Raw genomic sequence first — 15,312 nt, 5'->3', positions numbered from 1 at the left:
TAGTGCCAGCAAACTTCTATGGAAATATACCATCAACAAATCCTGATGAAATTTTTATTAACTGGAAAGTAAAATACAAAGAATACTCAGAAATAGTCATAAATAAATATTACGAATACAAGAAAAACAATAAATACACACAAGAAATATGTCTGGATTTAAAAGATTTTTTTCCTTCTATTAATCCAATTCATATATACAATTTAATTTATGAAAAAATAGAGCCTTCATTTTCTAAAAATGAAGACAAAGAATGTTTAAAGATTATCTTGCAAAAACTTTTATACTTCAATGTAAATCCATTTGATCAAAAATGGAATGAGTATTATTATCCTAACATAGATTCTGAAATACAAAAGAGATATAAAAACAATCTAATAAACAGGGGATTACCCCAAGGACTTCCTCACGCATACTTTTTTAGTAATTTGTGTATGGTTGAAATTGAGAAACATATTAAGTCTATGTTTAAAGGAGAAGCGTTTTATTATGTAGATGATTCGGTTATTTACACAAATGGGATTGAAGAAGAGATATTTTCAGAAAAGATTGATGAACTTAACAAGTTAATCAAAACATCTTTTAATCAAAAGTATGGACAAAATAAGTCAATAATAACAAGCTGCTTAGATAGAAAAAAGTTCTATTTTAACAACTTAATAGAATATGAAATAGAGATTCATAAAAAAGATAAAAGTTCAATCAATCCAATAGGAGAAGCATATAACGATTTATCTAAATTACAAAATCTGGCAACGCAAGTTTCAGGGGTTGCATCTATTTTCTCTACATTAGATGAAACTGAAGACTCTAATCTAAAAAAGAAATTAGAAATACTTATTGTCGCAATAGATAAAGAATTAAAGATTGAAGAGAAAAAAAAAGAAAAAGACTCTAACAAAGCAAGTAAATATAAGCTTAAGCTTTTATTGAGATATAAAAAGTTTTTCCTATTTAGACTGAGATTGTTACAGTATACAGAAAAAGCCATCGAGGAAGATGATTTCGATAAGTTCTATAATAAGTATGGTTTTAACAAAGAGAATAAACAATTAAATAAAAAGAAATTCTTCGATTGCTATGAAGAAGATATTTTTATAGCAGAAGTACGGCTTATCATTCAATGTTATGAAGGAGATAGAGAGAATTTAAATGCATTTAAAAATAATATATATATAATAGAAGAAAATCTTCTACATGAAAATCCAGCGTCTAGCAATCAAAGGAAAAATTTGTATATGCGGAAAGATATTGATGGGACTTTAAACATATTTACGTTTGAGAACTTCAAATATGAGAGTTTGAATAAACTTATGAACACAGAATATCGTTTTTTTCCGAGAACAACATCATTAAACAGAATAGAGAAATTAGAAAGAATTCTTCAAAAAGACATATATCATCTTTTTATCATAGAAAAGCATGCACGCTTCATATTTGATTTGTCAGATGAATTTAAACGTAAAATATTAAATGCGTTGTTTTCTTATATATTTGGAATTGGAATTGAAGATAGCTGTAACTTGAATAAATACAATAACAGAGCTATTCTATATTACGAGCTTCGAATAATATGTTATTTGAGGAATAGATATTTTAATTTCGATAAATTTATATTGTTTGCAAATAATATTTTAAAAGAATCGAAAGAAGATAAAACTCCAGAAAAGATAGATCCCAAGATTTTTGAAGTACTCCATATATTTATAAAGAAAGTAAAACAACCTAATTATGTGGATTCACTCATTGTCGTACATAAGTTAGTAAACGGATTATGGAAGAATGGGTCTAAGTTTCTTCACTTTTATACTCTTCATAATGAAGAACACGCTATTGAATTAATTCAACAGACATTAAAATTAACAAGGGCAATAGATTATTTTAAATTGAAAGATATCGACTTTTACTTATTATTCTTAGCGTGCTATTTGCATGATATTAGTATGGTTGTTCACCCTAATTTAGAAGACTTTAAGACTGACGCAAATACTAGTGACACTATTTTTACAGAGTATATCTTGGAAGATTCTTCGGAAAAAAAGATAGATACCAAAGCATTACTGCTAAAATATTTTAAAAAAGTATTTTCCTTTTTTGAAAATGAGGTAAGAGGAAAACATCCTAAACAAAGTGCCCAATTTATTATTAAAATAAAAGATACATATCTAAGTTTTATAGAGAAAACACATTTACAAATTGTAGCTGATATTTCTGAAGCGCATGGATTTAACTCTTATGAAGTATATGGACGGAAATCCAAAGGTTCTACTGATATCTATAGCGTTAAGTATCTTATGATTTTGCTAAGATTAGCAGATCTTTTAGATATGTGTAAGGATAGAGTCAGCTATTATATTTTAAAGGAAAACATAAGACATATGGAGCATATATCTCAGTTTCATTGGATATCTCACTTAGTTACAGACAGATGCGATATTAGATTGGGCTACAGGTTAAAAGATGCGAATATAACTAATAGTTCTTTAGAGAAAAATGCAATAGATGAAATTGTTAATATAGACATATATTTAAATACAAAACAATTTACAAAAGTCGATGCACCTTCAACATGTAAAGGATATTTTGCTAAAAATATAAGTAATGGTATATCTATTGAAATCCTAGATGAAGAATCTAAGCCATGCAATAATGCGCCTAACTGTTTGTTTTCTTGTAAATGGATGACAAAAAAGCAAGATTATTTATTTAAAGAATTAGTGGAATTAAAGAAATATCTGAAGCGAGTCAATAATGGTATTTTTGAGACTCAAATATTTGTAAATCTTATATGCGAAGATAAAATTAACTTAGATACAGAATTTAGAGATATTGTAAGTAATTATTTAGAAAAGAAGTAGATTTCTATAATTCACTATCGATTAATAAGCCTGATGTAATTAGCACTATATTTTCCCTTTATTTTCTATTAGACATTAACTATATAGAAAGAATAAATAAGGTAACACTTTTATAAATTTACTCTTTAGAGGAACGAGTAAGAAAAAACATCAAAACTAGCAAGGCTTGGTGTTGCCATTTTATTTTAGGAATATATCTTTGTGTTCAGAAAAAGAAAGGATTATATTTATTCCATCAAAAATGTTATTTCTTAGTACTAGTAAGCCACCTAATAAGTTAAAGTAATATAAATATATTTTTTATGCGGGGAGTAAAATAAGGGAGTAAGACCATCAACAAACAAATGAAAGCTCTGATAATCAGAGCTTTCTATTTGTTTCAAAGTGGAGCTGGAGGGAATCGAACCCTCGTCCAAACGAGGAAATCATAAGCTTTCTACATGCTTATCTTTGCCTAATTTTTCGAGCAACGGCAGAACCAAAGCCATCAACCATTGCCTTATCCTTTAAAGTTTCATTCTCGCCTCAAGGCCGACAAGAACTATCCCCGATGTAACTGCACCACTGGATCGGAATGCTTCGGAGCAACAGCTTCCGAGTGATGTCTCGTCCCAGCACCTAGTGCCGGGATTAAGCTAATCTACTGTGATTCGATTAAGCAGCAAGAGCGTATTGTCTTTCGCCAGATAAAATTTTGAGGACTGAGATTAAAGTGCAAATCAACGACGCACTGCATGCTTACTTACTATTTCTACCCGCTGTCAAATCCAGTCAACCCCAGAATACATACGGTTTTTAGAAATCGTGGGGCAAAGATAAGAATTCTTTTTTTACTGTACAAAAGAATAGTGTGATTGCTTACTCCGGATTAATAAACCTTATCTTTTTATAAGACCCAAAGCAGTTTTGCATTACCATACGTACAATAAAAGCCAGTACTCCGGACGATTTTACCTTTCTTTCTCCCACATAACCCGTACCTTTGGCAACAGAAGATAATATACACAAAAATATAAATATCATGAAGAAACTAATTGCAATGACACTACTGCTCGGAGGCAGTACTCTGCTCTGCGCACAAAAGACCGTGAAGATACCCGCTGTGTACAAACCCGTCAAAAGCGAGATGTACAAGAAAGGCTGGATTGATTTCAACAAAAACGGAGTGAAGGATGTATACGAAGATCCGAATGCCTCGCTGGATGCACGTATCGAAGATCTGCTCAGCCAGATGACACTGGAAGAAAAGACTTGCCAGATGGTAACCCTCTACGGTTACAAACGTGTACTAAAGGACGACCTCCCCACCCCCGAATGGAAACAAATGCTTTGGAAAGACGGTATCGGTGCCATCGACGAACACCTGAACGGTTTCCAACAATGGGGACTTCCCCCATCGGATAATCCCTATGTATGGCCGGCATCCCGCCATGCCTGGGCACTGAACGAAGTACAACGCTTCTTCATAGAAGAAACGCGTCTCGGCATCCCCGTAGACTTTACGAACGAAGGTATCCGCGGAGTAGAAAGTTACCGTGCAACCAATTTCCCCACACAACTGGGATTGGGACATACCTGGAACCGCGAACTGATACGCCAGATAGGATTAATCACCGGACGGGAAGCCCGTATGTTGGGATATACCAATGTCTATGCTCCCATCCTCGATGTCGGCCGTGACCAGCGTTGGGGACGCTATGAGGAAGTATATGGGGAATCTCCTTACCTCGTTGCCGAACTGGGTATTGAAATGGTACGCGGCATGCAACATAACCATCAGGTAGCAGCAACCGGAAAACATTTCGTTGCTTACAGTAACAACAAGGGCGCCCGCGAAGGTATGGCACGTGTAGACCCGCAAATGTCACCACGCGAAGTGGAAATGATACATGTCTACCCCTTCAAACGGGTGATAAAGGAAGCGGGACTATTGGGAGTGATGAGCTCATACAATGATTACGACGGTGTCCCCATACAAGGCAGTTATTATTGGCTGACTACACGCCTGCGTGGCGAGATGGGATTCCGGGGATATGTGGTTTCGGACAGTGATGCCGTTGAATATCTCTATACCAAACACAGCACCGCCAAAGATATGAAAGAAGCCGTGCGTCAAAGTGTAGAAGCCGGTCTGAATGTACGTTGCACCTTCCGGTCACCGGACTCATATGTATTGCCTTTGCGAGAATTGGTAAAAGAGGGCGGACTAAGCGAAGAAGTGATTAACGACCGTGTACGTGACATTCTGCGTGTAAAATTCCTCGTAGGGCTGTTCGATACTCCCTATCAGACTGACCTTGCAGGGGCTGATAAAGAAGTAGAGAAAGCTGAGAATGAATCTCTTGCACTGCAAGCCTCACGCGAAAGCCTCGTCTTATTGAAGAATGAAAACAACGTGTTGCCATTGGATATCAACAACGTGAAGAAGATAGCAGTTTGCGGCCCCAATGCGGACGAAGAAGGATACGCACTGACACACTACGGTCCTTTGGCAGTAGAAGTAACCACAGTGCTGGAAGGCATTCGTCAAAAAGCTGAAGGCAAAGCAGAAGTGCTCTATACCAAAGGCTGTGACCTTGTAGACGCCAACTGGCCGGAAAGCGAACTTATCGACTATCCGATGACAGATAGCGAACAAGCTGAAATCGATAAAGCAGTAGAAAATGCACGCCAGGCAGATGTAGCCGTAGTCGTATTAGGAGGCGGACAGCGTACCTGCGGTGAAAACAAATCGCGCAGCAGCCTCGAGCTTCCAGGACGACAACTGAAACTGCTTCAAGCCGTACAAGCAACTGGAAAGCCCGTCGTACTGGTGCTGATTAACGGTCGTCCGCTATCCATCAATTGGGCAGACAAGTTCGTTCCCGCTATTTTAGAAGCATGGTATCCGGGTTCCAAAGGTGGAACAGCAGTAGCCGATGTGCTCTTCGGAGATTATAACCCGGGTGGAAAACTGACAGTCACTTTCCCGAAAAGTGTCGGACAAATACCTTTTAACTTCCCCTGCAAACCTTCTTCACAGATTGACGGTGGAAAGAATCCGGGGCTGGATGGAAACATGTCACGCGTCAACGGTGCACTCTATTCATTCGGATACGGTCTGAGTTACACCACCTTTGAGTATTCCGACATCGAAATCAGTCCGAAAGTGATTACACCGAACCAAAAGGCAACTGTACGCTGCAAAGTAACAAATACCGGAAAACGTGCAGGCGATGAAGTGGTTCAGTTGTATGTTCGTGACATCCTGAGCAGCGTTACCACTTACGAAAAGAATCTGGCAGGCTTTGAGCGTATCCACCTGCAACCGGGAGAAACGAAAGAGGTAGTTTTCACCCTCGACCGCAAACAACTGGAATTACTGGATAAGCACATGGAATGGGTGGTGGAACCGGGAGACTTCAGCATTATGATAGGTGCTTCTTCCGAAGACATCCGCCTGAGTGGAAAATTGACAGTAGAAGATCCAAACGCCCCCATGCAAGCACAGGCAAAAACGGATGCTCCCGTAACTGCCAGCACCAATCCGGAAAGTGTAATGAACGTGCTCGATAAAAAAATGAATACTGTTTGGGAAGGAAATAAAGGAGATTATATTACCTTTGCCTTGGAGAACAGCTCCAAGGTAGATGGCGTTTCCATTGCATTCAGCAGAGGCAACGGTCTGCCGGCGGAGTTTGAAATCCAACTTTCAAGTGGCGGTGGACAATTCCTGACAGTTTATTCGGGTACAGTCAGCGAATACGGAAAGTTGATTTCATATACGTTCAAAGGAACTACTGCCAGCGACTTGCGCATTGTGCTGAATGATGACCGTGTAGGAGTGGCGGAAGTGAAAATTAACGATTAACTAAATACTAATCACTAATGAAATCTCTTCTTTTCTGTATGCTTGGATTAGCAATGACAGCCTGCGCACCCCGCAAAGCGGGAAACGTAAACAACGGAAGTGACGAACTTGCCATGCTGGTAGGTACGTACACCGATGGAAACAGCAAAGGTATTTACACCTTCCGCTTCAACCAGGAAACGGGACTTGCCACCTCGCTCAGTTCCATCGAAGTGCTCAACCCGTCTTATCTCATCCCTTCAGAAGATGGAAGGTTTGTCTATGCCGTCAGCGAAATGAATGACGCAACAGCGGCTCTCAATGCTTTCTCCTTCGATAAGGAAACAGGGAAACTCAGTTTGTTGAACCGCCAGCCCACTATGGGAGCCGATCCCTGCTACGTTGCCACCAATGGAAAAGAAGTACTCACGGCCAACTATAGCGGAGGTAGCATGTCTATCTTCCCGCTGAAAAAGAACGGTTCATTAGAGCCTGTCGATACGCTTTTTGAAGGCAGTACCGGCGGACCGGACGCTGAAAGACAGGCAACACCCCACGTACATTGCACTGTCTTCTCTCCGGATGAAAAATATATCTTTGCCACTGACTTCAGTGCTGACCGCATCCTGCGCTTTGTCATACATCCGAAGAGCATTATCCCCCACCCTTCTGCCGAAGCCATTGACGTAGATCCTAACTCCGGTCCACGTCATCTCACCTTCAGCCCGAACGGCAAGTACGCGTATCTTATCAGCGAATTATCCGGTAATATCACCGCTTTCAGCTACTTGGATGGCAAACTGGAAAAAATACAGACCATTGCAGCCGACACACTTCGTGCGCGTGGCAGTGCCGATATACATCTCAGTCCCGACGGGAAATACCTGTATGCCAGCAATCGCCTGAAAGGTGACGGTCTTGCCATCTTCGAAGTAAATCCGGAAACTGGCATGTTGGCAAAGGTAGGCTATCAGTTGACGGGGATTCATCCGCGTAACTTTATTATCACTCCGAACGGGAAATATCTGTTGGCCGCCTGCCGAGACAGTCATGTCATTCAGGTATTCCAACGAGATCCCGTAACAGGTCTGTTATCTGATACACATCAAGACATCAGTATTGATAAACCTGTTTGCATCCAATTCGTAAAATAACCGGGTAAAAGCTTGACTTCCGGTTTTTAATTTCGTATATTTGTCATCGTAATCCTGATTTAGATTCGGGGACACAGATAGTAACAGGGAAAAGCATTTGCTTCTCCCTGTTTTTTTATATCCGATACCTTTTCAGAGCAAAAACATACTTCTTCAAGTCAAACGACATCATCTATTGATACAAAACATACTATCTAATGATACAAAACATACTATCTAATGATACAAAACATACTATCTAATGAGGTAAAACATACTATCTAATGAGATAAAACATACCATCTTATGAAGCGAAAAGCACCGATACCTCCCTTAGACGGTCGATTCTGTTAATATTCCGTAATTCTACTCTTGACAAAAATAACTTCATTAACTTTGTCCCTTAACCGAAATCGTTTAAATAACGCGACTTATGAAGAAAAAGAATATAGTATTACTCTCAGCCCTGTTGTTCTCCGTTTCTGCCATAGCGCAAACAGAAGTGACGGCAGGTGTCACACGTGGCAAGGATTACGGCGTAACTTACGTACTTCCGAAAACGGAAATCGAACTTACCGTACAAGCCACCAAACATACCTACACTCCCGGAGAATTCTCCAAGTATGCCGAACGCTATCTGCGGCTGAACAACGTCTCTTCCGAACCGGAAACTTATTGGACACTGGACAAGATGCAGACAGAAGTAATCGGTGTACCCGATAAAGAAAACGTATATTTCGTGAAGATGAAAGACAAAACCGTAGCCCCGCTTATCGAGTTGAGTAAGGATGGTATTGTCTACTCCATCAACATGCCGCTGGGCAGCGGACAACGTAAGACAACTCCGACCATTCAACCCAAAGTTACAGGTAACACTCCGAACGTCAATCCCCGAGACTTCCTCACAGAAGAAATCCTGATGTCAAACTCAACGGCTAAAATGGCGGAATTGGTAGCCAAAGAAATCTACAGTATCCGTGAAAGTAAGAATGCCCTGTTGCGCGGTGAAGCAGACAATATGCCCAAAGACGGTGCACAACTGAAACTCATGCTGGACAACCTGACTTTACAGGAACGTGCCATGACGGAAATGTTTGCAGGTAAAGTGACCACAGAAGAGAAGATATACACCATTCGCATCGTCCCCAAAGAGATGAAGCATGAAGTTGCCTTCCGCTTCTCTAAGAAACTGGGTATCGTAGCCAACAACGACTTGGCAGGTGAACCGGTCTACATTACGATAGCCGATCTTAAAAGCATTAATATCCCCGAAGCCGATCCCAAGAAACAAGTGGATGGCATTGCCTACAATGTACCGGGCAGAGCACGTGTAACATTAGACTATCACAATGAGGAACTGTATAATGCAGAAATACCTATTACGCAATTCGGTGTGGTAGAATACCTCGCCCCCGTTCTATTCAACAAGAATTCTGTTATAAAGGTATTATTCGATACGAATACGGGAGCTTTGGTAAAAGTAGACAGAGACGGTAATTAAAGAACTGAAAAAGTAGAATAAATAAGAGAAGGCTACACGGTAAATGAATCGTGCAGCCTTCTTTGTTTATTTTCCTATCCCTAATTTTATAAATCCATCTTTTTGTAGTTGCATCACATAAGTCGTGACTCGCGAAGCATAATTCTCATCAGATTGGAAGTGAACGGCAAGCAGTGAAATAATCTCCCGCACCGTGCGCCGCCCATCTATCAGGCGCCACACAGCACTGCCATGTTCTTCAAGGCGGACATGAATATCAGGAGACATACTCTTCGGCAGTAAAAGCCTGCGCATCCATTCATACTTGAACCGGGGATAGGAGATTACAGCGTAATCTCCCTCCCATTCGGTCAGGATGTGGTCGCAACGAACCGGAATAGTATCCAGCAGACTGACTTTTCCTTCAGGTGTTTCCATATCCATAAGTTGTTTTTACTTATCCTTGAATATTAGGTTCCTCCAGTTGATAGCCATACTTCTTATCTGCTCTCTTCAACATAAAGGCTACCACAAGAGATAAGCAGGCAATACCGGTAAAGATGCACATCGGTATCGTATAATCGTACAGATTTGTTCCATCTGCCTTCTTGCCTACGATACAATAGACATCAAGTACTTTACCAATCAGCGTAGGAATCCCCCACAAACCAATATTCTGGATGAAAAAGATCAATGCATAAGCTGTACCCAACTGGCTCACCGGGAATATCTTGGCAACTGCAGGCCACATAGCAGACGGCACCAAAGAGAAAGCAATACCCAGAATAATCATCAAACCAATAGCTACCAACCAATAGTTAATGGCAGGAATAGCATAAATAAAGTGCACACCTATCAGCATGGCAGCTCCCAATATCATAATAGAAGCCGACTTACCACGCTTATCTATAAATCCGCCGAATATAGGAGTCAGGATCAGTGCTCCCAAGGCCGGTAGTCCGGCAAAAGTTCCTGCTACGTTTTCATTGATACCATATTTGATAATCATCAGTTCGGAAGCAAACTTCTGGAAAGGGAATACACAAGAGTAGAACAATACGCACAGCAAAGCTATCAACCAAAAACCCGGATTAACGAGGATATTCTTCACATCCTTAAAGGAGAATTTCTCTTCCTCCCCTTCGGTACCTGCCGCTATGGCTGCCGCTTCCATCTGTTTGTCCAGCTTCTTATCCATCACTGAAAAGATAAAGAAAGCAACCAAACCGCCCAACAGCAAAATCAAACCTACCAATACCGGAGTCGTAATGCCGAAAGCACGCGCCAAAGGAATAGCCACTGCATAACCTGCTTGCGAACCGATACGTGCCAATGCTACCTGCACGCCCATAGCCGTAGCCAACTCTTTACCTCTAAACCATTTGGCTATAATTTTAGAGACTGTGATACCTGCAACTTCCGCACCTACACCGAAAATAGAATAACCGGCAAACGCGACAAATACCCCTGCTTTATAACCGAAAATTTCATTAAGACCGAAGATCTGTGCATCCGGACCGGCAAGTCCTGTCATGGCATAATACTCAAGTGCCGTACCTCCCACCATCAGGATGGTTGACAATTTACCGGTGAAACGGATTCCAAAACGGTCGAGAATTAATCCTCCCCAGATCAGCATCAGGAAGAATACATTCAGGAAACTGTATCCACCTGTGAAGAATCCAAAATCACTACTTGTCCAGGCAAGATCCGACTCCAACATCGTTTTCAGCGGTGCTACCACGTCGTTTACATAGTAAGCTGCCATCATCGTAAAGGCAACAATCACCAATGCTCCCCAGCGGGTAGCCTTCGAGTCATTCAATTTAAGTTTTAATTGTTCTGTCATTGTACTATATTAGATTAATTATTAATCAGATTGCATAATCCCGACAAAGGTAATTAAATCTGGCATAAAAAGAAAAGAGGCTGACACCTTTTCGGCGTCAACCTCTCTCTTATTTCTTTTTGCGGTTCATCCGCACATAACTTTAGTTAGCTGAATCTTCAGCGGCAGGAGCAGTAGTGGCAGGAGCTGCGGGAGCTTCTGTCTGCGGAGCAGCTGTACCAGTAGGCATGTTGTACGGATTGGTTTTCTCTTCTTTCTGTGCCTGTTCCAAGATCACATCACCGCCTTTACTGGAAGAAGTGGGAACAACATAGGCAGTAGCAATACTCATTACGACCATAAATCCTGCCAGGAACCATGTTCCTTTTTCCAAAAAGTCAGTAGTCTTGCGTACGCCCATAATCTGATTGGAAGAAGAAAAGCCGGATGCTAAACCGCCTCCTTTGGAATTTTGAATCAATACAATGAAGCACATCAACAAGGATGCAACCACCATTAAGATAACTAAGAATAAGTACATTTTGTTATTTTGATTTAGCGTTAATAATCAATTTCTCCAAAAATCTGATTTGGTCTGCAAAGTAAGCATTTTTTTTTGGATAATTCAAACTTAATTTTTTAATAATTTCAAGAGCCTTGTCATATCGGCGCTGTTTGATATAGATTTTAGCCAAAGTTTCGGTAAAACAGCTATCATCCTGTTCTGTTTCCTCTACTGCCGACCGGGGAGTTTCGTCGGCAACAACCACCTTTTCCTCTTCTGCTTCATCCGTTTCTTCTTCAATCAACGGCAATAAAAGCGGGTTGTCTTCTTTGGGTAACTTCAGGCTGATACCTTCCTCCGTTTCGCTTTGACGAATGAAACCATCTATCAGATCCTGCCCACGCAATTTCGGTACTTCCGTCGGGGTAGTTGATGAGGAATCTGTTTCGTTCGTTTCTTCATCATCCCGTATCAGGTAAGCGGTATAATCCATTGCATAATCCAATTCCGTCGTCTGTGAATGTTCTTCCGGAACAGTGGCAAGGAAAGCGTCTATTAACGAAAGGGTACGGTCAATGCTCGGCTCCTTTTCCAACTCCTTTCCCACAATATGTGCGGAAGCATGGGGATGGAGGGCATAGCGGTCACCTTCAATCAGATAAAACAATACACGGCGGTCTGATACATACAATACCGCTTTACGCAGTTCTGCACCGAAGTTGATATCGTGCAGCACATAGAGGTTCTTGAGATAGAGCAAGCGCAGGGACTGAAAATAAGGATAACGGGCTACCAGCGTACGAAGTTCGTACAAGGTATCCCGATTCAACGCCTCGGGATGCTGTATCCATTGTTGCAAATGTACAGGCGTCATTCCTTTTATTACCAGTTAGCTACGGTTGCGTTAAAGATTTGTTCTGTTATGTCTTTCACCATCAGGCTTATCAATTCATCTTGCACTTCGGTCAGCAGCTTAGAAGAATCATAAGTTTGGAAAGCAGAGAATTGCTGATCCGTGAAATCATCCTTATGATCCGTATTATTCACAAAAGTAACTTTCACAGTCAAAGTAACTTTTACCTTTGAAGAATATCCACTGGCATCCACCGCTTCGTTATATTGATTATAACCGGTAATCTCACCATCAATTTCAAGATCGGCGTTACTATTGACCAATGACAAGCGTGTCTGACGCATGAACAAGTCTTTCAGACTCTGGTTAAATTCAGTAGCCAACGGGGCATATACATACTCTGCACGATTTTGAAAATCCGCTATCGAAATAGTTTTTACTTTAGAGTAGTCAATCGAACTGATCGGGGCAAGTCCTATCTTAATGCTACACGAATTTACTACCAGTAAGATGCTCAACAACAAAGCCGTCGAGGCTATTTTTTTAATCCAATCCATATTCTTTAATCTTTCTGTATAAGGTACGCTCGGAAATATTCAGATCCTTTGCCGCACTCTTGCGTTTACCATGATGCTTTTCCAAGGCTTTCCGTATCATTTCTTTCTCCACCTCATCCAGCGAGAGAGACTCTTCTACATACTCTTCCGTGTCCTGTATATCTTCATCAATGTTGTGGGACGGCTTTATGGAAGGATGAATAATGGTAGGCACGCTCGGAGAAACAGGAGTCACTACGGCAGGCGGTTGGGCATAATAAGCAGCAGGCACAGCCGAAGCGGCAGTGTTTCCACGTTCGGTCATAATCTCATGTACCAGCTTTTTCAGCTCCGTCACGTCTTGACGCATATCGAAAAGAACCTGATATAAGATTTCCCGTTCACTCTCAAAGCTCTTGTTTTCTTTGACGCCGAATAAAGCAGGCAGCCTCTGTATCGTATTCTGTTCCGGCAAATATCCTTTCAATATAGAAGCATTGATTTCACGGTTGGTTTCAATGATGGAAACCTGTTCCGTTATATTCTTCAATTGCCGCACGTTGCCGGGCCACGAGTAGGAAATCAATAGCTGCTTGGCATCTTCCGTCAACTGAATGGCAGGCATACGATATTTCTCGGCGAAATCCGAAGCAAACTTACGGAATAATAGAAATGCATCCTCTCCACGTTCACGCAAAGGGGGTATCTGGATAGGCACAGTGTTCAGGCGGTAATACAAGTCTTCACGGAAACGTCCTTCGGAAATAGCCTGTGTCAAGTTTACATTGGTAGCTGCCACAATGCGTACATTGGTCTTCTGCACTTTAGATGAACCGACTTTTATGAACTCTCCGCTTTCCAGCACACGGAGCAGGCGTGCTTGCGTAGGCAAAGGCAACTCTCCCACTTCATCCAGGAAAATCGTTCCACCATCCGCCTCACCAAAATATCCTTTCCGTTCACCGATGGCACCGGTGAAAGCCCCTTTCTCATGACCGAACAATTCCGAGTCAATAGTTCCTTCGGGAATGGCACCACAGTTCACCGCAATATACTGACCATGCTTACGCCGACTGTACTGGTGAATGATCTGGGGAAAACTTTCCTTACCCACACCACTTTCTCCGGTTATCAGTACAGACAGATCGGTAGGCGCCACCTGTATAGCAACGTCTATCGCACGCATCAATGTTTCATTGTTGCCAATGATGCCGAATCGTAACTTTACTTGTTGTATTTCCGCTTTCGTCATTCTACAAATCTTCTTCCACACTATCGAGTTTCAGCTTATCGCTGTCATCACGCTTTTCGTAATATTGTTTTCGCAAAGGGTTGGCATGTGCTGCTTTATCACGCAGGCGATTACGGAACACATCGATAGCCACATAAATAGCCTGACGGAAAGAGTCTTCACTCGCCAAACCTTTTCCTGCAATATCATATGCAGTGCCATGAGCCGGTGAAGTACGTATCACAGGCAATCCGGCAGTATAATTCACACCTTCGTCCATCGCCAGTGCTTTGAACGGTGCCAGTCCCTGATCGTGGTACATGGCAAGCACACCGTCAAAATGAGTGAAATTGCCTGAACCCATAAAGCCGTCAGCCGGATACGGTCCATAGCACAAGATGCCTCTGGCAGACATCTCTTTCAATGCCGGAATGATAATTTCTTCTTCTTCCTTTCCCAGCAGACCTTCATCTCCCGCATGCGGATTCAGAGAAAGTACAGCAATGCGCGGTGCATCGATAGCGAAGTCCTGTTTCAACGACTGGTTGAAGATAGCCAGTTTCTCCTCTATCAGTTCCTTCGTTATAGTCGAAGCAATCTGACTGACAGGGATATGCCCAGTAACCAATGCCACCCGGAAATCATCTTTCATCAGAATCATCAATGACTTGGCACCATTGCCCAGTCTCTCTTCTATATATTCCGTATGACCGGGAAATGCAAAAGTTTCCGACTGAATGGTATGCTTGTTGATGGGAGCTGTGACAATCACGTCAATCAATCCCTCTTTATATTCCTCGATAGCTCTTTCCAAAGCACCGAGTGCAGCCTTTCCGGCTTCAGGATCTGCCTTTGAGAATTCTACTTTCACTTCATCATCCGTGCAGTTCACTACACTCAAACGGTTGTAAGCCGCTTCCGCAGCAGAGCTCACGATACTGAAGTTCGTCGGCAAATCGAGTGACTTGCGATGATAAGCTGCCACCTTAGGGGAGCCATAAATAACAGGTGTACACAGTTCCAGCATAACGGGGTCGGAGAATGCTTTCAGAATAACTT

At 41.5% G+C, this 15,312-nt stretch carries 11 protein-coding genes and 1 other RNA gene; 4 read left to right on the top strand and 8 right to left on the bottom strand.

Going from position 1 to position 15,312, the window contains the following annotated elements; genetic code table 11:
* Window positions 1-2,858 (top strand): HD domain-containing protein (locus BACCELL_RS16080; protein WP_044153930.1); only part of this gene is annotated, 2,858 nt, incomplete at its 5' end.
* 382 nt (window positions 2,859-3,240) lie between these two features.
* Here BACCELL_RS16080 and ssrA read toward each other — a convergent pair.
* Window positions 3,241-3,637: a transfer-messenger RNA gene (gene ssrA / locus BACCELL_RS26090) on the bottom strand.
* A 242-nt stretch (window positions 3,638-3,879) separates the two neighbouring features.
* Here ssrA and BACCELL_RS16075 point away from each other — a divergent pair.
* The 3 genes from BACCELL_RS16075 (at window position 3,880) to BACCELL_RS16065 (ending at window position 9,321) form a co-directional block, all read left to right on the top strand.
* Window positions 3,880-6,708 (top strand): beta-glucosidase, encoded by a 2,829-nt coding sequence (locus BACCELL_RS16075; RefSeq protein WP_007212971.1) that lies wholly within the window; start codon window positions 3,880-3,882, stop codon window positions 6,706-6,708.
* A gap of 17 nt (window positions 6,709-6,725) precedes the next feature.
* Complete coding sequence (locus tag BACCELL_RS16070; protein WP_081450824.1) at window positions 6,726-7,841, top strand: lactonase family protein; 1,116 nt, start codon at window positions 6,726-6,728, stop codon at window positions 7,839-7,841.
* 412 nt (window positions 7,842-8,253) lie between these two features.
* Entirely contained in the window at window positions 8,254-9,321 is a 1,068-nt protein-coding gene (locus tag BACCELL_RS16065) for a DUF4831 family protein (RefSeq protein ID WP_007212969.1), read from the top strand.
* A 66-nt stretch (window positions 9,322-9,387) separates the two neighbouring features.
* Here the strand turns inward: BACCELL_RS16065 and BACCELL_RS16060 are convergent, their stop codons facing one another.
* From BACCELL_RS16060 to pdxA, 7 genes are all read right to left on the bottom strand, one after another.
* Entirely contained in the window at window positions 9,388-9,738 is a 351-nt protein-coding gene (locus BACCELL_RS16060; protein ID WP_044154056.1) for a PqqD family protein, read from the bottom strand.
* A gap of 19 nt (window positions 9,739-9,757) precedes the next feature.
* The gene (locus BACCELL_RS16055) at window positions 9,758-11,149 is read right to left on the bottom strand and encodes an MFS transporter (protein ID WP_007212967.1); all 1,392 of its coding nucleotides are present in this window, start codon (window positions 11,147-11,149) and stop codon (window positions 9,758-9,760) included.
* Between the two features lie 142 nt (window positions 11,150-11,291).
* Window positions 11,292-11,669 (bottom strand): preprotein translocase subunit SecG, encoded by a 378-nt coding sequence (gene secG / locus BACCELL_RS16050; protein WP_007212966.1) that lies wholly within the window; start codon window positions 11,667-11,669, stop codon window positions 11,292-11,294.
* 4 nt (window positions 11,670-11,673) lie between these two features.
* Window positions 11,674-12,507, bottom strand: a complete 834-nt coding sequence (locus BACCELL_RS16045) for a hypothetical protein (protein WP_007212965.1) — start codon at window positions 12,505-12,507, stop codon at window positions 11,674-11,676.
* 8 nt (window positions 12,508-12,515) lie between these two features.
* On the bottom strand, window positions 12,516-13,043 hold the full coding sequence (locus BACCELL_RS16040) for an LptE family protein (protein WP_007212964.1): 528 nt from the start codon (window positions 13,041-13,043) through the stop codon (window positions 12,516-12,518).
* Window positions 13,030-14,274 (bottom strand): sigma-54 interaction domain-containing protein, encoded by a 1,245-nt coding sequence (locus BACCELL_RS16035; RefSeq protein WP_007212963.1) that lies wholly within the window; start codon window positions 14,272-14,274, stop codon window positions 13,030-13,032. Before BACCELL_RS16035 ends, BACCELL_RS16040 begins: the two co-directional genes overlap by 14 nt.
* Before the next feature lies 1 nt (window position 14,275).
* Window positions 14,276-15,312, bottom strand: a 1,037-nt coding sequence (pdxA, locus tag BACCELL_RS16030; protein WP_007212962.1) for a 4-hydroxythreonine-4-phosphate dehydrogenase PdxA, incomplete at its 5' end; no start/stop codon positions are given.

It is taken from the genome of Bacteroides cellulosilyticus DSM 14838 (genome assembly GCF_000158035.1).
Lineage (GTDB): Bacteria > Bacteroidota > Bacteroidia > Bacteroidales > Bacteroidaceae > Bacteroides > Bacteroides cellulosilyticus.
This window is presented reverse-complemented; position numbering and strand designations above follow the sequence as displayed.